16 protein-coding genes and 1 other RNA gene are annotated in these 18,426 nt (G+C 65.2%); 14 read left to right on the top strand and 3 right to left on the bottom strand.

Annotation, left to right across the window (positions count from 1 at the left end):
- Positions 1 to 88 precede the first annotated feature (88 nt).
- Positions 89 to 1,462, top strand: a complete 1,374-nt coding sequence (locus DFR48_RS01790) for a serine hydrolase domain-containing protein (RefSeq protein WP_114361429.1) — start codon at positions 89 to 91, stop codon at positions 1,460 to 1,462.
- Between the two features lie 2 nt (positions 1,463 to 1,464).
- Here DFR48_RS01790 and DFR48_RS01795 read toward each other — a convergent pair whose 3' ends face one another.
- The 3 genes from DFR48_RS01795 to DFR48_RS01805 all read right to left on the bottom strand — a co-directional run bounded on the left by DFR48_RS01795 (position 1,465) and on the right by DFR48_RS01805 (position 4,405).
- Positions 1,465 to 2,394 (bottom strand): lytic transglycosylase domain-containing protein, encoded by a 930-nt coding sequence (locus DFR48_RS01795; protein ID WP_170141775.1) that lies wholly within the window; start codon positions 2,392 to 2,394, stop codon positions 1,465 to 1,467.
- A gap of 111 nt (positions 2,395 to 2,505) precedes the next feature.
- Positions 2,506 to 3,141 (bottom strand): LysE family translocator, encoded by a 636-nt coding sequence (locus DFR48_RS01800; RefSeq protein ID WP_114361430.1) that lies wholly within the window; start codon positions 3,139 to 3,141, stop codon positions 2,506 to 2,508.
- 49 nt (positions 3,142 to 3,190) lie between these two features.
- Positions 3,191 to 4,405 (bottom strand): pyrophosphate--fructose-6-phosphate 1-phosphotransferase, encoded by a 1,215-nt coding sequence (locus tag DFR48_RS01805; RefSeq protein WP_114361431.1) that lies wholly within the window; start codon positions 4,403 to 4,405, stop codon positions 3,191 to 3,193.
- Between the two features lie 352 nt (positions 4,406 to 4,757).
- Between DFR48_RS01805 and DFR48_RS01810 the strand changes: the two genes are divergently transcribed.
- The 13 genes from DFR48_RS01810 to murD all read left to right on the top strand — a co-directional run bounded on the left by DFR48_RS01810 (position 4,758) and on the right by murD (position 18,425).
- The gene (locus tag DFR48_RS01810; protein ID WP_114361432.1) at positions 4,758 to 5,495 is read left to right on the top strand and encodes a J domain-containing protein; all 738 of its coding nucleotides are present in this window, start codon (positions 4,758 to 4,760) and stop codon (positions 5,493 to 5,495) included.
- Complete coding sequence (locus DFR48_RS01815) at positions 5,492 to 6,253, top strand: N-acetylmuramoyl-L-alanine amidase (protein WP_114361433.1); 762 nt, start codon at positions 5,492 to 5,494, stop codon at positions 6,251 to 6,253. Before DFR48_RS01810 ends, DFR48_RS01815 begins: the two co-directional genes overlap by 4 nt.
- A gap of 311 nt (positions 6,254 to 6,564) precedes the next feature.
- Positions 6,565 to 7,047, top strand: coding sequence for a lytic transglycosylase domain-containing protein (locus DFR48_RS01820; protein WP_374591181.1), 483 nt, complete (start codon positions 6,565 to 6,567; stop codon positions 7,045 to 7,047).
- Between the two features lie 180 nt (positions 7,048 to 7,227).
- Positions 7,228 to 8,415 (top strand): NAD(P)/FAD-dependent oxidoreductase, encoded by a 1,188-nt coding sequence (locus DFR48_RS01825; RefSeq protein ID WP_114361435.1) that lies wholly within the window; start codon positions 7,228 to 7,230, stop codon positions 8,413 to 8,415.
- 71 nt (positions 8,416 to 8,486) lie between these two features.
- An RNA gene (rnpB, locus tag DFR48_RS01830) (RNase P RNA component class A) lies at positions 8,487 to 8,917 on the top strand.
- 404 nt (positions 8,918 to 9,321) lie between these two features.
- The gene (gene mraZ, locus DFR48_RS01835) at positions 9,322 to 9,762 is read left to right on the top strand and encodes a division/cell wall cluster transcriptional repressor MraZ (RefSeq protein WP_114361436.1); all 441 of its coding nucleotides are present in this window, start codon (positions 9,322 to 9,324) and stop codon (positions 9,760 to 9,762) included.
- Between the two features lie 14 nt (positions 9,763 to 9,776).
- Positions 9,777 to 10,802: a 16S rRNA (cytosine(1402)-N(4))-methyltransferase RsmH gene (gene rsmH, locus DFR48_RS01840; RefSeq protein WP_114361437.1), complete on the top strand. Its 1,026-nt coding sequence runs from the start codon at positions 9,777 to 9,779 to the stop codon at positions 10,800 to 10,802.
- A gap of 3 nt (positions 10,803 to 10,805) precedes the next feature.
- Complete coding sequence (gene ftsL, locus DFR48_RS01845) at positions 10,806 to 11,180, top strand: cell division protein FtsL (protein WP_114361438.1); 375 nt, start codon at positions 10,806 to 10,808, stop codon at positions 11,178 to 11,180.
- Positions 11,180 to 12,925: a peptidoglycan D,D-transpeptidase FtsI family protein gene (locus tag DFR48_RS01850; protein ID WP_114361439.1), complete on the top strand. Its 1,746-nt coding sequence runs from the start codon at positions 11,180 to 11,182 to the stop codon at positions 12,923 to 12,925. Before ftsL ends, DFR48_RS01850 begins: the two co-directional genes overlap by 1 nt.
- A 67-nt stretch (positions 12,926 to 12,992) precedes the next feature.
- The gene (locus DFR48_RS01855) at positions 12,993 to 14,453 is read left to right on the top strand and encodes a UDP-N-acetylmuramoyl-L-alanyl-D-glutamate--2,6-diaminopimelate ligase (protein WP_114361440.1); all 1,461 of its coding nucleotides are present in this window, start codon (positions 12,993 to 12,995) and stop codon (positions 14,451 to 14,453) included.
- A complete protein-coding gene (locus tag DFR48_RS01860; protein WP_114361441.1) occupies positions 14,450 to 15,883 on the top strand; it encodes a UDP-N-acetylmuramoylalanyl-D-glutamyl-2,6-diaminopimelate--D-alanyl-D-alanine ligase in 1,434 nt (477 codons plus the stop codon). The genes DFR48_RS01855 and DFR48_RS01860 overlap by 4 nt, the downstream gene beginning before the upstream one ends.
- A 24-nt stretch (positions 15,884 to 15,907) precedes the next feature.
- Complete coding sequence (gene mraY, locus DFR48_RS01865; protein ID WP_114361442.1) at positions 15,908 to 17,008, top strand: phospho-N-acetylmuramoyl-pentapeptide-transferase; 1,101 nt, start codon at positions 15,908 to 15,910, stop codon at positions 17,006 to 17,008.
- A 7-nt stretch (positions 17,009 to 17,015) separates the two neighbouring features.
- Entirely contained in the window at positions 17,016 to 18,425 is a 1,410-nt protein-coding gene (gene murD, locus DFR48_RS01870) for a UDP-N-acetylmuramoyl-L-alanine--D-glutamate ligase (protein WP_114361443.1), read from the top strand.
- Position 18,426 lies beyond the last annotated feature (1 nt).

Here is an 18,426-nt window from a genome sequence, read left to right on the forward strand (position 1 = left end):
TTCAAAGACTTTGCAGGAGACGAACCGGCGGCGCTATGGTGCGGCCGCACGAGGCGGCAAGCGCCCGGCAAAGAGGAGCGTAGCGCGGATGAGACTGATCAGGCGAATCATGAAGGGCTTCTTCCTGTTGCTCGCGGCGGCCGTCGGGGCCGTCGTCGTTTGGCTCGCCGTGGCGCCGCCGGCGCTGTTGCGGGTCGGCACCGGCTATGCCGCAAAGATCGTCTGCTCCAACGTCTTCGTCGCCGGTCGTGATCCCGACCAGGTGCTGAGGGTCGACGTCCAGGCGCCGGGCCATCCGCTCCTGAAGCTCGTCGGCCTCGACACCGACCGCGAGAACAAGCGGGTGACCGCCCGCCTTCTCGGCTTCGTCGCGCCGAACAGTGCCGTCTACCGCGAGGGCCTCGGCTGCGCGAGCGCCCCGGACGGCGGTGGCGCGATGGCCGGACCCATTCCTGCGCCGGTTCTCGAACAGGTTGCCGCCGCCCCCACCGACGTGCCGTGGCCGGACGGCGAGGCGGCGACGCCGACCGATCCGACGCTCGGGGCCGTGCTCGCCGATGCCACCCTTGCCGGTCCCGGCATGCGGGCCGTGGTCGTGATCAAGAACGGCCGGCTGGTCGGCGAGGCTTATGGCGCCGGGTTCTCGGCGACAACGCCGCTCCTCGGCTGGTCGATGACCAAGACCGTCAATGCGGCGATCATCGGCCGGCTGATGACCGAAGGACGCATCGCGCTCGACGACCGTGACCTGCTGTCCGAATGGAAGGGTGACGGTCGCGCCGCGATCCGCATCCGCGACCTCTTCGCGATGGAGAGCGGCCTTGCCTTCAACGAGGAGTATGGTGACGTGACCGACGTCACGCGCATGCTCTACCTGGAGCCGGACATGGCGGCCTTCGCCGCCGCGCGGCCGCTTGCCGCCGAACCCGGTAAGGCCTTCAGCTATTCATCCGGGGGAAGCGTGCTGCTCTCGAAGATCTGGATGGGCCGGATCGGCGATCGCGACGCGGCGCTCGGCTATCCGCGGAAAGCTCTGTTCCGGCCGCTCGGCATGGCGAGCGCCGTCCTCGAGGCAGATGAGGTCCGCACGTTCGTCGGCAGTTCCTACATGTATGCGACGGGCCGCGACTGGGCGCGCTTCGGCCAGTTCCTGCTGCAGGACGGGGTCTGGAAGGGAGAGCGGCTGCTGCCGGCGGGTTTCGTCGCGGCGATGCAGCGGCCGACGCGCGCCTCGGGCGGCACCTATACGGAAATCCAGGCCTGGGCCGTGGGACCAGGGGACGAGCCCGACAGCAGATACGGGCTTTCCGACGACACCTTCTGGGTCGTCGGTCATGACGGCCAGACGATCGCGATCGTTCCTTCGAAGAAACTGGTGGTGGTCAGGCTCGGGCTCACGCCGTCAAAGCTCGGCTATCGTCCACAGCTGCTTGTCAAAGCACTCGCGGACGCGCTCGACTGATCCTATTCGAGGACGTGGAGCATGCCCTTGCGCTTGGCGTCGTAGTAATAGCCGCGCGCATAGAGGCGCACTGCGCCGTCATTGCTGTTGTCGGCCACCAGCCAGGCGCCGCGCAGATACTTGGCGGCGTACTTGATGTTGGTCTCGGCGTCGAACAGGCCCGAGGCCGGACCTTCGTAGCCCATCGACTTCGCGGTGTTGTACTTGATCTGCATGAGCCCGTAATGGCCGTTGTTGTAGGCCTGCGGGTTGTAGGTGCTTTCGCGGCGGACGACGCGGTGGAGGAGTTCCTCGGGGATCTTGTAGAACGCGGCGTATTTGCTGATGAGGGCGTTGATGACGGTCGGACCCTTGGCTGCCTGCGGCACCTTCTCCTTCTCGACCGCCGGCGGCGCGCCGGGCGGGGAGATGTCGAACTGTGTGTCGAGGGCTGCGAGCGAGGAGGATGCGGAGGGGGCCGCGTAGGCGAGCACGCCGGCCGGCTTCTGCGTCGGAACAACGGTCTGGATCGCCGTCACTTCCTCAGGCAACACGGATTCGGCGCTGGCCAGTTCCGGCACAGCGTCGGGCGTTGCCGGCATGGCGGCGGTCTGCATCGCGAGCTGTTCCTGGCCGGCGGCCATGGCCAGCGCCGTGGGCGTCGCCGCCGGGTTTGCGAGCGCGATCGCCTTGAAGGTCGGGACCGGCGCCGGCGTCGAGGTTCCGGGGATGATCGGGCCGGGTTCGGCACCGGCGGTCGAGATCAGGGCGGTGTTCGATTCGGTGGTCGCCGGCGTCGCCGCAGCGGTCTGCGCGACCGGCGCGCCGGCCGTGGGATTGGCCTTCAGTTCCTGCCTGGCCGCCTGGTCCATGCCGCTCGTACAGCCTGCAATCCCGGCGACAAGCACGCCGGCGAGGCTGAGCGAGGTCTTGCGGTCCAATCGAGAAATCATCCGGCCATCCGTATGTAAACGACGACTGCCGCGAAGCAGCTTACGAAAAGTTAACATGGGTTTTCATAGCCGCTGGGCGGAATTGCGGCAAGCCCGCCGCAATTTGCGGTTTCACGCGGCGATCTTGCGATAACCCGCCGTCACGGCGCCGGCTGCGATGAGCAGCGTGCCGCCGGTGCGGTTCACGGCTTTGCGCACGGAGCGCTTGCGGATGAAGCGGCGGGCCGAGTCGGCGATGAAGGCGTAGATGAGCGCATTGACGATCGCGAGCGTGACGAAGGTTGCCTCGAGCACGACGACCTGCTGCAGGAAGGGGGCCGACGGCAGCATGAACTGCGGCACGAAGGCGACGAAGAAGACGATGCTCTTCGGATTGAGCGCGGTGACCGCGAAGGCGTGGCCGAGAATGCGCAGCGGCTTTTCTTCCGGCAGGTTGTCGTTGTCGGCGATCGGCTCGTCACCGACCGGCGCCCGCCAGAGGCGGATGCCGAGATAGACGAGGTAGGCGCCGCCGATCCACTTCATGATCGTGAAGGCGGTAGCCGAGGTGGCGAGCAAGGCGCCAAGCCCGGCGACCGAGGCCGTCATCGCGACGAGGTCGCCGAGCGCCACGCCGGTGACCGTGGCCAGCGCCGTCTTGCGCCCGTGGCCGAGCGCATAGGAGATGACCAGCAGGATGGTCGGTCCGGGGATCGCCAGAAGCACCGCCGAGGCGGCGGCGAAGGCCAGCCAGTGTTCCAGTGACATTTGCCTCACTCCTCTTTTGAAGAAAGCAAGCCACCTTTCTCCGGGGCCGTCAATCGGCCGGGGTGAATTTCTGGCCGATGAAATCCATCACTTCCGCGAACCACGGCGTCTTCACGTCGAAGGCCTTGCCGCCCTTGATGCGCGGGAACTCGATGGTGCGCAGCTTGCCGCCCTGGTCCTCATCGTGGCCGGTGACGCCGGAGACCTTGTTGAGCGCGCTTTCGACGGCGAGGTCGACCATGCTCTGGATCAGCCGCAGGTCCTCGTAGTTCGCCGGGGCGGAGCGGGCATAGTAGCCGGACTTCTGCACCATCGAGCGTTCGGCGTCGAGGAGCTTGGCGAAATGCTTCTGGAACCAGTTGCCGACGTTGATCGTGTCGATCTTCACGTGGCCGAAGGCGTCGCGCTTGACCTCCTCGCCGGCGGCCTCGCGGTCGGCGACGATCTCGTCGAGGCAGGCGCCTTCCGAGACGAAGAGCGTGACGAAGCCGGTGCGGTCCATGATGTCCTTGAGGCGCGCGGCCTCGGCCTCGAGATCGAAATGGGTTTCCGGCAGGTAGAGGCCGTCGATGTTCTTGAGCTGGGTGTTCATCATCAGCCCTTCGACATACTCGTTGTTGCGCGTCCGCTGGATGTAGGCACGCGCGGTTGCTGCGGTCAGCCAGCCACAGTGGCGGCCCATGACCTCGTGGATCACCAGCGTGCGGGGTGCCGCACTCTGCTCGTTCGAGACGTGATCGAAGAAGCGGGCGCCGACTTCCGCCGCCGTCCAGGCGCCGAGCGACTGACGGATCGGCACGACATCGTTGTCGACGGTCTTCGGCAGGCCGACCACGGTGAGGTCGTAGCCGTTGGCGCCGAGGAAGGCGGCGAGATCGGCGGCCGTCGTGTTGGTGTCGTCGCCGCCGATCGTGTGGAGGATGGTGACGCCATCGGCGGCGAGCCGTTCGGCGGCGACGCGCAGCGGATTGTCGCCTTCCTTGGTCAGTCCGCGCTTGTGGCAGTCCGCGGCGTTCGTCAGCTTGACGCGGCTGTTGCCGATCGGCGAGCCGCCGTAGCGATGGAGGAGATGCGCCTTCTCGCGCATGTCCGCGGTGATCTCGATCTTGTCGCCGAGCAGCACGCCCTGATAGCCGGAGCGGTAGGCGATGAGTTCGATGTCGGGGGCGATGTCCGTATAGCGTTCGATCAGTCCGCCGACTGCGGACGACAGGCAGGGGGCGAGACCGCCGGCGGTCAGCATTGCAACTTTCTGTTTGGCCATCGTTCCTCCTTCAGCGCCTCGGTGCGCTTCTCAGTACAAGCGTTCGGCGCGAATGGATGCGACAGACGGGCAGGGCTGTAAAGGGAAAAAATCAGGAAATCCGGGCGTTTCCGGCTCGTGTGGCAACAAATGCGGCGGCCGCGCGGATATAATCGTTTCAATCCGGGAGCGGCCTGCGAGCAAGGCTGTGGATAAGAACGCCGGTCTGCGGATCGCCGGCATCCGGCCCTTCCGCGACGGTCGGAACCACTGTCCGCGGCCACGGTTGGACCACCGGATTGTGAACAAACTTTAACCTGGTCGAAGACGGGCTCCGCTTGCATTTTCGCCGGTTATCTGGTGATGCTTGATCATGCTCTTCGATTTCGCCTGCGAACAGATATCGTCGTTGTGGGACAAATTGCTCGGCGCGATCGGCGACGCAGCAGGCAATGTTCTTTCGAGCATCGTCGAGGCCGTCCGCACGGTGTTCGAAGGCGATCCCGAAACCCGCCGGCGGGTCTCCTTCTCGGTGGCGATCATCGCCCTTTCCGCGAAGATGGCCAAGGCCGACGGTGTGGTGACGGTGAGCGAGGTCGACGCCTTCCGCGAGATCTTCGATTTTCCCGCAAAGGAAGCGCAGAACGTCGCCCGCCTCTACAACCTCGCACGCCAGGACGTCGCCGGCTACGAGGCCTATGCCGGCAAGATCATGAAGATGTGCGGCACGGGCAAGAAGGGTTGTCCCGTTCTCGAGGACATCGTCGACGGCCTCTTCCACATCGCCAAGGCCGACGGGCTGGTGCACGAGAAGGAAATGGCCTTCCTCTCGCGCATCGCCGACATCTTCGAGATCTCGGAGGAGCGGTTCGAAGCGATCACCGAGCGCCACGTGAACCCGGACGGCAATCCCTATGCCGTGCTCGGCGTGCAGCCTTCGGACGATTTCGCGACGATCCGCAAGCGCTACCGGGCGCTCGCCGCCGAACATCACCCGGACCGGCTGCATGCCCGCGGCGTGCCCACCGAGTTCCACGCCGTCGCCCATCACCGGATGGCCAGGCTCAACGCAGCCTACGCGGCGATCGAGAAAGAACGCCGCGCCGCATGACCGTCTTCATTCCCGACTTCAAGGGTGCGCGGGTCCGGCCGTCGCCGAACCATGGCGAGCGCGCCGGTGGGCGGCTGCCGGACATGATCCTGCTCCACTATACCGGGATGCCCTCGGAGGAGGGGGCGCTCGAATGGCTCTGTCGGCCGGAGAGCCAGGTTTCGAGCCACTATTTCGTCCACGAGGACGGGCGGATCGTGCAGCTGGTGCCGGAGAACCGCCGCGCCTGGCACGCGGGCAAGAGCTGCTGGGCGGGCGAAAGCGACGTCAATTCTATGTCGATCGGCATCGAGATCGCCAATCCCGGTCATCCGGCCGGACTGCCGCCCTTCACCGACGAACAGATCGAAGCAGTCGTCGAATTGTGTCAGGATTGCGGCAAACGGTGGAATATCGCCCCGGAACGGGTGCTCGCGCACTCCGATGTGGCCCCTGTTCGCAAGGTCGATCCGGGCGAAAATTTTCCATGGGAGAGGCTTTACGCCGCAGGCGTCGGCCACTGGGTGGCGCCCGCGCCGGTCAGTGGTGGAAGATTTTTCCAAAAGGGTGATTGCGGCCGGCCCGTCGAGGCTTTGCAATCGATGCTCTCACTCTACGGCTACGATATTGAAATTTCAGGACAATATTCCGAGGCAACGGAAGGCGTCGTCGCCGCCTTCCAGCGTCATTTCCGTCCTGAACGGGTCGACGGCATCGCCGACAGCTCGACCATAGAGACGCTGCACCGGCTGCTCTCCGCGCTTGCGAAATACGCCTGAAACGACCTCGGACGAAGACCGTCCGCCCGCTGCCGCCGCGGCGCTGAATCCCCCTAAATCCCGGCAGGTCACAGGAATTCCATATTGCCCGGCTTTAAAAGCTCTCGCTGAAACGGCGGCAAAGTTCCCAACGAGGTGACGGCCGCAAATAACAACGATGAGGGCAGGTGCGGCGTCGCTCCCTGAACGGGATGGCGCGGTAGGACGCTTTTGCGCAAGGAAAAATACGCGCCATAGCCCCACTGGTTCGGAGACTGGCTTTTCACATGCAGAAATTGATTGTTGCTGCCGCGGCATGCACCGCTATCCTCATGTCCGGTATCGGCGCGGCACATGCCCGCAACGACGACAAACGCAGCTTCTCGGCGCCGCTGAAGGTCGTCAAACGAGACGCAGGTTTTCCAAGCGCGCCATCCTTTTCCCAGAGCCCCTACACCCAGATCATTTCGAAATATGCCAAGGCCTACGGCGTTCCGGTGAACCTCGCCCATGCCGTCGTCCGCATCGAAAGCAACTTCAATCCCAGGGCACACGGCAGCGCCGGCGAAATCGGCCTCATGCAGATCAAGCCCTCGACGGCGCGCATGATGGGCTATTCCGGCTCCTCGAAGGGGCTCTACGACCCGGAAACCAATATTCGCTACGGCATGAAGTATCTGGCTGCTGCCCATGAGCTCGGTGACGGCAGGACCTGCTCGACGATCCTCAAATACAATGCCGGCCACGCGGCAAAGCGCATGAACCCCGTCTCGAAGCGCTATTGCGGCAAGGTGCTGGCGCTGATCGGCAGCTGACCGCCGAGCGATCCGCTCCCGCGGTGGATCACCCGCGGGAGAACACGCCGCCGACGGCGATGTCCCGGAGTTTGATCTTCGTCGTGAACCGAACTCGCAATTTGTGAGAGACTGATTCAAGTTGGATTGGCAAATATCTGAACTAGAATCATAATCATGGATGATCGGGCGGGAACGGGCATGAGCGATCGCTTCAAATTCATCGTCGTCGGGCGGGGCATGATGGGGGCCGCCGCCGCGCGGCATCTGAGCCTCGAGAGCGAAGGCGTTGCCGTCATCGGACCGGACGAGCCGACCGATCCCGCGCGCCACGAAGGCGTCTTCGCCAGCCATTACGACGAGGCGCGGATCACCCGGACGATTGATCCGGACCCTGTCTGGGCCGCACTCGCCAACCGTTCGATCGCGCGCTACCGCGACCTCGAAAGGGAGAGCGGTATCGATTTCTACCACGAGGTCGGCAATCTCATCGTCGGGCCGAAGCGGGGCGGGCGGGATCCCTATATCGAGCGCATCTGCGAGGCCGCCCATCGCACCGGCATTGCGCCGCAGATGCTCGAATGCACGACCCTTGCCGAGCGCTTTCCCTATTTTTCCTTCGGCGCCGGGCAGGAGGGCGTCCACGAGGCGGCGGGGGCGGGATACGTCAATCCGCGGCAGATGGTGCGGGCGCAATCCTGTCTCGCGCACAGGGAAGGGGCGACGCTGATCGCGGAGACTGTGGTTTCCGTCCGCGACGACATCCGTGGCGTGGCGGTCCGGACCGCCGAGGGCAACACCTATTATGCGGACCGCGTGCTGGTCGCCACGGGCGGCTTCTCAATCGCAAAGGACCTGTTGCCGCGGCCGGTCGACCTCAAGGTCTATGCCCGCACCGTCGCCTTCTTCGAGATACCGGAAGCCGATCTTGAAGCCTTCGCCGGCATGCCGTCGCTCATCCACCATCCCGACGATCCGCTCGACCACATCTATCTCTTGCCGCCGGTTCGCTATCCCGACGGCAAGGTCTACCTGAAGATCGGCGGCGATCCCGACGACCTCGAACTCACGAGCGAGCCGGAGGTCCGTGCCTGGTATCGCAGCGGCGGGCGCGAGACGACCCGCAGGCATCTGGCGCGAATCGCGGCCGAGCTGGTGCCGGGCGTCGCGAAGGCGACGGTCACCATGGGTGCCTGCGTTACCTCGTTCACCCCGAGCGGCTATCCGGCGATCGGCTATGTCGACGAGGAACGGATCGCGGTCCTCACCGGAGGCTGCGGGGCTGCGGCGAAGAGTTCCGACGAGATCGGCCGGCTCGGCGCCCGGCTGCTGCTCGACGGCGCATTGTCGCCGGAGGACCAGGCGGTTTTCGCACCCCGTGTCCAATAAAGTGCGCGACAGCACGTCCGGACTGACGTTTTCTGTGGCATTTGCCGCGGCAGTCCACTATCTAGCGCTTGCCAGTCGGCCGGGCAGCCGCGCTCTACCAGTGCCGAAAGGCGGTAGGGTGAGGAAAGTCCGGGCTCCACGGAAACACGGTGCCGGATAACGTCCGGCGAGGGTGACCTTAGGGATAGTGCCACAGAAAGCAAACCGCCCCGCCTGCTTTTCCGTCCGCATGAGGACGCAAAAGTCGGCGGGGTAAGGGTGAAAGGGTGGGGTAAGAGCCCACCGCGTCGCTGGTAACAGGGACGGCACGGTAAACCCCACCGGGAGCAAGACCGAATAGGGATGACGCGGGTGCTGCGCAAGCGGTGCCACAGCCTGTTTCCGGGCCAGTCATCCGGGTGGGTTGCGTGAGGCAGCGTGCAAACGCTGTCCCAGATGAATGGCTGCCACGTTCCGGGCGACCGGAGCCATACAGAACCCGGCTTACAGGCCGACTGGCACTTTCCCTTTTTCTCCCGCGGCGGCTTTGGCGGTCGTCGGCGCCTTCGTCGCCAACTTATTGAAAGCCTTCGAGGAACGCGTGTCCGATCGAAGCCCTGCAGGGCGGTGCGATCGGCTGTCGGCGGGCGTCTCCATAACCTTTCGTTAAGCTTAACCGCTTATAAACGTTTGACGCTCTTCGAGAGCTTCAAACCACCCTGTCCCATTGACGCCCATACTGTCCCATGCTATCCCATACGAGTACCGTTTCAGGGTGGTTCTCCACCCCAAGAATCGAAGTTCAGGGAACGTCACCCGCGGCGGGTGATCGGCAGTTCTCCCTGCCTTCGGGCACGGTGTACGTGTTCTCGCGTTTCGGGGGGTGGATGGTTCGCCTCCCGTCTGAAGGAGCGGCGGTAGGCTTTGATGGACCGCTTCTTGTCCAATGTGACAAACCGGATCGATACGAAGGGGCGGGTGTCCGTTCCGGCGGCGTTCAGGTCTGTCCTCGCGAAGCGCGATATTCAGGAGCTCTATTGTCTCCAGGATTTCGTGTTTCCGGCGATCAATGTCGGCGGGCCCGATCTGCTGGAGCGTTACGAGCGGCAGATTTCCGTCGAGGATCCGTTTTCGCCGCTGGCGAACGAGATGTCGCTGCTTGTGCATGGTGGCGGTGTCTTCATGAAGCTCGATGCCGAAGGGCGGTTGATGGTGACCGACTTCATTCGCGACTTCACGGGCATCACCTCGGAGGTCGCGTTCGTCGGGCGGGCGGATCATTTTCAGCTCTGGCAGCCGCAGGCCTTTCTCGAGGCGCAGGCGGCGGCGAGGCAGGCACGCAAGCTACGAGGGTTGCGGCCACAGTAAGGCGGGGACTTGGAATGGTGGCTAATCCTGGCGCGGAAATCTCTGGTGCCGATGGCGGACCGGTTCGCCACATTCCAGTCCTGCTGCCCGAGGTGCTCGCGGCGCTCGAGCCGGCATCCGGCAAGATCATCCTCGACGGAACGTTCGGGGCTGGCGGCTATACGAGCGCCATCCTCGATGCCGGCGCAGACGTGATTGCGCTCGACCGCGACCCGACGGCGATCGCCGCCGGCCAGCCGCTGGTGGCGGCGCGCGGCGGCCATCTCACGCTCATCCATTCCCGCTTTTCCGAGCTTGACCTCCATGCGCCCGCAGACGGGCTCGACGGCGTCGTGCTCGACATCGGTGTGTCTTCGATGCAGATCGACGAGGCCGAGCGTGGCTTCTCCTTTCAGAAGAACGGTCCGCTCGACATGCGCATGTCGGCCGAGGGGGTCTCGGCGGCGGACGTCGTCAACCGTGCCAAGGTCGGCGACCTCATCCGCATCTTCGGTTTCCTCGGCGAGGAAAAGCAGGCGGGGCGCATCGCCCGCGCTATCGAGAAGAAGCGGGCGAGCGAGCCGTTCCGTACGACGCGCGACCTTGCCGGCCTGATCGAGATCGTGACGCCGCGCAAGGCGAAGGACAAGATCCATCCGGCGACCCGCGTCTTCCAGGCGCTGCGCATCTTCGTCAACGACGAGCTCGGCGAGCTTGCGCAGGCGCTCTTTGCCGCCGAGCGGGCGCTGAAGCCCGGCGGCCGGCTCGTGGTGGTGACCTTCCATTCGCTCGAAGACCGCATCGTCAAGAAATTCTTCACCGAGCGTTCGGGCAAGGCGTCCGGCTCGCGCCACCTGCCGATGGTGCAGGGGATGCCGGCGACCTTCGAGCCCGTCGGCAAGGGCATGGTCGCGGCGAGCGAAGCGGAGGCCGAGGCCAATCCGCGCGCCCGCTCCGCCAAACTTCGGGCCGGTATCCGCACCCACGCGCCGGTACCGAAGGCGGACATGTCGATCTTCGACCTGCCGGACCTCGCCAGCCTCGACCGGATCGGAGGATGAGACATGCTGAAAACCCTTGATCTCATAATGATCGGTTCCATGGTCGCGGCGGCGACCGTCACCTATTCGATCAAGCATCATGCGGACGAGAAACTGCAGGAGGTTCGCCGTATCGAGGCCGAGATCAAGCTCGAGAAGGATACGATCGATCTCCTGAAGGCCGACTGGGCGCTCTTGACCCAGCCGAACCGGCTCGAGCGGCTGCTTGCCGTCTACGGGCCGGAACTGCAGCTGCAGCCGACGGCGCCCGAACAGCTCGTGCGGCCCGTCGAGTTGCCGATGTTGAAGAGTGAGTTGCCCAAGCCGGAGGTGGCCGAGGGCGAGAAGAGCAAGGATCCCGTCTCGGATCTCATCACAACAGGATCGGTGAAGCCCTGATGTCTTTCCTCTCACGCATCATGCTCTTGAAAAGCCAGGCGCATTTCGCGACCGGCGGCGACCGCGCCGTCGTCGGCAAGACCGTCGCCATCAAGGGGACCGGCAAACGCAAGTCGGAACTCGCCCGCAAGCGCGTCGGCCTGATGATCGCCGGCTTCGTCGTCGCCTACGGCGTGATCGGCGGGCGGCTGGTCCAGTACGGTTACGCCCACCCCGAGACCGTCTCCAGCATCGTGCCGGCGGACCGGCTGATGGCGTCGCGACCGGACATCCTCGACCGCAACGGCGAGGTGCTGGCGACTGACATCCGCACCGTCTCGCTCTTTGCCGAGCCGCACAAGATCGTCGATCCCGACGAAGCGGTCGAGAAGCTCGCGACGGTGCTGACCGATCTCGACATCAAGGGAACCTACAAGAAGCTCTCCTCCGACTCCCGCTTCCAGTGGCTGCGCCGCCAGCTCACGCCGAAGCAGCAGAGCCAGATCCTGGCACTCGGCATTCCGGGCATCGGCTTCCGCCCCGAGAAGCGCCGTTTCTATCCCGGCGGCACCACGGCCTCGCACATCGTCGGCTATGTCAATATCGACAACCGCGGCATGGCCGGCATGGAGCGCTACATCGACAGCCAGGGGCTGGCCGACCTCACCGCGCTCGGCATGACGACCGATACGCCGCTCGAACCGGTTCGCCTGTCGATCGACCTTCGCGTGCAGAACATCGTGCATGACGTGGTGGTCGACGCGGTGAAGAAATTCGAGGCGCTCGGCGCCGGCGGCGTCGTCCTCGACGTCCATACCGGCGAAGTGCTGGCGATGGTCTCTGTTCCCGATTTCGATCCCAACAATCCGGCGGCGAGCGCCCAGGAAGGCTGGCTCAACCGCATGTCGAACGGCACGTTCGAGATGGGGTCGACCTTCAAGTCCTTCACGCTGGCCATGGGTCTCGATTCGGGCAAGGTGAAGCTCTCCGACACCTTCGACGCCCGCTACCCGATCCGCATCGGCCGCTACACGATCAAGGACTTCCACGGCAAGAACCGCATCCTGAGCGTGCCCGAGATCTTCCAGTATTCCTCCAACATCGGCACCGCCAAGATCGCCGACACGGTCGGCACGGAAGGGCACAAGGCGTTCCTGGAGCGTTTGGGCCTCACCACGCGCATGCAGACCGAGCTGCCGGAGGTCGCGACCCCGAGCCAGCCGCGCGAATGGAAGAAGATCAACTCGATCACCATTTCCTTCGGTCACGGGGTCTCGACGACGCCGCTGCAGACCGCGGTTGCAGGCGTCGCGCTGATGAACGGCGGCAAGCTCATTCAGCCGACCTTCCTGACGCGCACGCGGGAACAGGCCGACCAGGTGGCCCAGCAGGTCCTCCGTCCGTCGACCAGCGACGACATGCGCTATCTGTTCGAGGTGAACGGCATCAAGGGTTCCGGCAAGAAAGCGCGCGTCGAGGGCTTCAACGTCGGCGGCAAGACCGGCACGGCGGACAAGGTCGTCAACGGGCGCTATGTCAGCGACAAGAACTTCAACGCCTTCCTCGCTGCCTTCCCGATCGACAATCCGCAGTATGTCGTGCTCACCGTCATCGACGAGCCGAGGACGGACAAGGGCAACGGCGCGGCGCTCGCAGGCAATTCGGCCGCTCCGATGGTGGCGGACATCATTCGCAGAAGCGCCGCAATTCTCGGTGTAGAACCCAAATTCGGGGAAGACGGCTCGGCGCTGCTCGTCTCTTATTAGAAATAATGCTCGAATTATGCAGGCGATTCGCACGCGAGTCGCCTGTTCTGCAAGGAAACGAAAATACATGCGACTGCGCGATCTGGCCGATGACGAGTTTGGAACGCTGAAAGAACAGCTTGGCGGCGAGGTCGGGGAACTCGCGATCTCGGGCATTTCCGCCGACAGCCGCAAGGTCACGCCCGGAATGCTGTTCGTGGCCGTCGCGGGAACGAAAGCCGACGGTGCGGCCTACGCGGCGGATGCCGTCGCACGCGGTGCGGTCGCTGTCGTCGCGGGCCATGCCGTCGAGGCGAACGTTCCGGTCTTCACGGTTTCCAATCCACGCCGCTTCCTGGCGCTCGCGTCCGCTCGCTTCTACGGTGCCCAGCCCGCGACCATGGTCGCCGTCACCGGCACGGCCGGCAAGACCTCGGTTGCCTCCTTCACCCGGCAGATCTGGGCCGAGGCCGGCCATCCGGCCGCGCAGATCGGCACCACCGGCGTCGTTTCGCCCTCGCGCAACGACTACGGCTCGCTCACCACGCCCGATCCGGTGGCGCTGCACAAGCTGCTCGCCGAGCTTGCGGCGGAAGGCGTGACCCACGCCGCGATGGAAGCCTCCAGCCACGGTCTCGACCAGTGCCGCCTCGACGGTGTGCGGCTTTCGGCCGCCGCCTTCACCAATCTCGGCCGCGACCACATGGACTACCATCCGACGGTCGAGGAATACATGTCGGCCAAGATGCGGCTCTTCGACACCCTGTTGCCCAAGGGGGCTCCGGCGGTGATCTTCGCCGACGATCCCTGGTCGGGCGAGGCGATCCGCGTCGCACGCGCCGCCGGCCATGATGTGCGCACCGTCGGCCGCAACGGCGATTTCCTGGCGCTGAAGCGTGTCGAGCACCTGCGTCACAAGCAGGTGGCCGAAGTGCATTTCGGCGACGAGATCCACGAGGTCCACATTCCGCTCGCGGGTGATTTCCAGGTCGCCAACGCGCTGGTCGCGGCGGGGCTCGCGATTTCCACCGGCGTTCCGGTCGCAATCGCGATGAAGGCGCTCGAAAAGCTGCAGGGCGCGGCCGGTCGTCTCGAACTCGTCGCGCATACAGAAGACGGGGCGCTCGCCTATGTCGACTACGCCCACAAGCCGGATGCGCTCGAAAACGTCCTCAATTCGGTCCGTCCCTTCACCACCGGCCGCGTCATCGTCGTTTTCGGCTGCGGTGGCGACCGCGACCGCGGCAAGCGCCCGATCATGGGCGAGATCGCCTGCCGGCTCGCCGACGTGGTGATCGTGACCGACGACAATCCGCGCTCGGAGGTCGCCTCCGAAATCCGCGCGGAGATCATGGCCGCCGCGCCGACCGCGATCGAGATGGGCGACCGCGCCGCAGCGATCCGCCATGCGGTCTCGATGCTGTCTTCCGGCGACACCCTGATCGTCGCGGGCAAGGGGCATGAGGAAGGGCAGGTGGTCGGCGATGTGACGCTGCCGTTCTCCGATCATGCCGAACTGCGCAAGGCACTGGAGGAGCTTGGACATTGACGTTTCTCTGGACGACGGACGAGATGATCGAGGCGATGGCGGGCCGGCCGTTCGGCACGCCGCCCGAAGGGATCATCGGCATCTCGATCGACAGCCGCACGATCACCGCCGGCGAGGCCTTCTTCGCCATCAAGGGTGACCGTGTCGACGGACACGATTTCGCAAGCCTTGCCGTTGCCAACGGCGCTTCCCTGCTTGTCGTCGCCGAGGCGAAGCTTCCGGCGCTCGGCCGCGTCACCGTTCCGATGATCGTCGTCGAGGACGTGCTGGCGGCTTTGGAGAAGCTCGCCGCCGCCGCGCGTGAACGTTCGTCCGCGAAAATCGTCGCCATCACCGGCTCGGTCGGCAAGACGACGACGAAGGAGATGCTGCGCCGCGCGCTGGAGCCGTCGGGCAAGGTGCACGCGGCCGTCGCCTCGTTCAACAATCACTGGGGCGTGCCGCTGACGCTCGCCCGCATGCCGGCGGATACCGAATTCGGCGTCTTCGAGATCGGCATGAACCATCCGGGCGAAATCCGCCCCCTGGTGCAGCTCGTGCGTCCGCATGTGGCGATCGTCACCACCATCGCCGCCGCCCATCTCGGCAACTTCGCGAGCCTCGAGGAGATCGCCGCAGCCAAGGCCGAGATATTCGAGGGCGTCGAGCCCGACGGGCACGTGCTGCTCAATCGCGACAACGCGCAGTTCGGCTTTCTCGAGAAGGCGGCGCAGGAGGCAGGCGTCGAGAACGTCCACAGCTTCGGCCAGCACGCCAAGGCGGAGTTCCGCCTGGCGGAGTTCGACGGCGCTGCGGAAAGCTCGACGCTATGGGTCTCCTTCGGCGGCGAAACGCGGGAAATCGTCATCGGTGCGCCGGGCCGCCACATCGCCGAGAACGCCGTTGCGGTGCTCGGGGCCGTGTCGCTCGTCGGCGCCGACGTCGCCGCGGCGGCGGATGCCTTCGGATCGCTTTCCGCCGTCAAGGGACGCGGCGAGCGGCATACGCTGAAGGCCGGCAACGGCAGCTTCACGCTGATCGACGAGAGCTACAACGCCAATCCGGCCTCCATGCGCGCGGCGATCGCCGTGCTCGCGGCGGCTCATCCCTCGGGCGACGGACGGCGGATCGCCGTCATCGGCGACATGCTGGAGATGGGCGAGTTTTCAGCCAAGGTCCATGCCGAGCTTGCCGGGCCGCTGCTTGCTGCCGGCATCGAGCATGTCTGGCTCGCCGGTCCGGAAATGGCGGCGCTTCGCGATGCGCTTCCGGAGAGCGTTCAGGTGGAATACCGCGAGACGACCGCGGAGCTTGCCGATTTCGTGGTGGCGTCCGTCCGCCCCGGCGACGTGCTGATGGTCAAGTCCTCGCTCGGCACCGGTTTCGGGAAGATCGTCTCGGCCTTGCTTGACAAGTTTCCGGCGGTCGCCGACATCGGGCGCCGCGATTAATCAGGGGTTTCGGAAAGGGCTCTTATGCTGATCTGGCTTGTGGAACTGGCGGACCACCTCCAATTTTTCAATCTCTTCCGGTACATCACGTTCCGGACCGGTGCTGCCTTGTTCACCTCGGCGCTGATCGTCTTTCTCTTCGGGCCGGCGATGATCGCCTCGCTGCGCATTCGGCAGGGCAGGGGACAGCCGATCCGTGCCGACGGACCGCAGACCCATTTCAAGAAGGCCGGAACGCCGACGATGGGCGGTCTGATGATCCTCGCGGGGATCGTCGTCTCCTCGCTGCTCTGGGCGGATCTTTCGAGCGTCTACGTCGTCTCGACGCTGCTTGTCACCCTCGGCTTCGGCGCGATCGGCTTCTACGACGACTACCTGAAGGTGACGAAACAGACGGAAAAGGGCTTCTCCGGCAAGGCGCGCCTCGGCATCGAATTCGTCATTGCCGGCATTGCCGTCTACTTCATGATGAACACGGCGCTGACCTCCGGCCCGCAGGGTTCGACCTTCGGCTCCTCGGTCGCCTTTCCGTTCTTGAAGGACTTCCTGATCGACCTCGGCATCTTCTTCGTGCTTTTCGGCGGCTTCGTCATCGTCGCCGCGGGGAACGCCGTCAACCTGACCGACGGCCTCGACGGGCTGGCGATCGTGCCGGTGATGATCGCGGCGGCGTCCTTCGGCATCATCGCCTATCTGACCGGTAACGCGGTCTTTTCGAACTATCTGCAGATCAATTTCGTGCCGGGCACCGGCGAACTCGCCGTCGTTCTCGGCGCCGTCATCGGTGCGGGCCTCGGCTTCCTCTGGTTCAACGCCCCGCCGGCGGCGATCTTCATGGGCGACACCGGGTCGCTCGCACTCGGCGGGCTCATCGGCACCGTCGCCGTCGCCACCAAGCACGAGATCGTCATGGCGATCATCGGCGGCCTCTTCGTCATGGAGACGCTGTCGGTCATCATCCAGGTCGGCTATTTCAAGATGACCGGCAAGCGCGTCTTCCTGATGGCGCCGATCCACCATCATTTCGAGAAACTCGGCTGGACCGAGAGCCAGGTGGTGATCCGCTTCTGGATCATCGCCGTGGGGCTCGCCATGCTTGGCCTCTCGACCCTCAAACTCCGGTGAGGGGGCGATGATCCCGGTCTCCACATTCAGGGGCAGGAAGGTCGCACTCTTCGGGCTCGGCGGGTCGGGGCTCGCGACCGCGAAGGCGCTGATTGCGGGCGGGGCCGAGGTCATCGCCTGGGACGACAATCCCGACAGCGTGGCGAAGGCCGGCGCTGAAGGGGTTGTGACGCAGGACCTGCATGACGCTGACTGGAACACCTTTGCTGCCTTCGTGCTGTCGCCGGGCGTGCCGCTCACCCATCCGAAACCGCACTGGACGGTCGGGCTGGCGCGCGCCGCGGGCGTCGAGGTGATCGGCGACGTCGAGCTCTTCGTGCGCGAGCGGAGGGCTCACGCCCCCGATTGTCCGTTCATCGCGATCACCGGCACCAACGGCAAGTCTACCACCACGGCGCTGATCGCCCATATCCTTTCGGCGAGCGGCAGGGACACGCAGCTCGGCGGCAATATCGGCCGGGCGGTGCTGACCCTCGATCCGCCGAAGGCGGGACGCTATTTCGTCGTCGAGTGTTCCTCCTACCAGATCGACCTTGCGCCCACGATCGACCCCACCGCCGGCATCCTCCTCAACGTCACGCCGGACCATCTCGACCGCCACGGCACGATCCAGCACTATGCCGACGTCAAGGAGCGTCTCGTCGCCGGCAGCGATACGGCGGTGATCGGCGTCGACGACAGCTATTGCGAGCTGATCGCCGATCGCGTCGAGCGCGCCGGAACCAGGGTCGTGCGCATTTCGAAGCGGCAGCCGCTCGCCGATGGCTTCTACAATGACGGCCACCGGATCATCGAGGCCCAAGGCGGCGCGACCTCGGTCGTCGCCGATCTCAACGGTATCCAGACACTGCGCGGCAGCCACAATGCCCAGAACGCGGCGGCGGCGATCGCCGCCTGTCTCGCCGTCGGCGTCTCCCCCGACGAGGTCCGGGCCGGGCTTCGCTCGTTTGCGGGCCTCAAGCATCGCATGCAGCCTGTCGGCCGCCGCGGCGAGGTCGTCTTCGTCAACGACAGCAAGGCGACCAATGCGGAAGCGGCCGCACCTGCGCTTTCGAGCTACGACCGTATCTACTGGATCGCCGGCGGCCTGCCCAAGGAGGGCGGCATCGCGAGCCTCGCACCGCTCTTTCCGCGCATCGCCAAGGCCTACCTGATCGGCGAGGCGGCGTCCGCGTTTGCGGCCACGCTCGGCGAGGCGGTGACTTACGAGATTTCCGGCACGCTCGAGCGGGCGGTCGCCCACGCCGCCGCCGATGCGGCGGCGGACGGCCAGCCCGTCGCGGTGATGCTTTCCCCGGCTTGCGCAAGCTTCGACCAGTACAAGAACTTCGAGGTCCGCGGCGATGCCTTCGTCCGCCACGTTGCGGCGCTCGAAGGGATCGAAATGCTGATCGACGCTCCTGAAGGAGGCAACTGAC

The organism is Ciceribacter lividus, assembly GCF_003337715.1.
In the GTDB taxonomy this organism is placed as follows: domain Bacteria; phylum Pseudomonadota; class Alphaproteobacteria; order Rhizobiales; family Rhizobiaceae; genus Allorhizobium; species Allorhizobium lividum.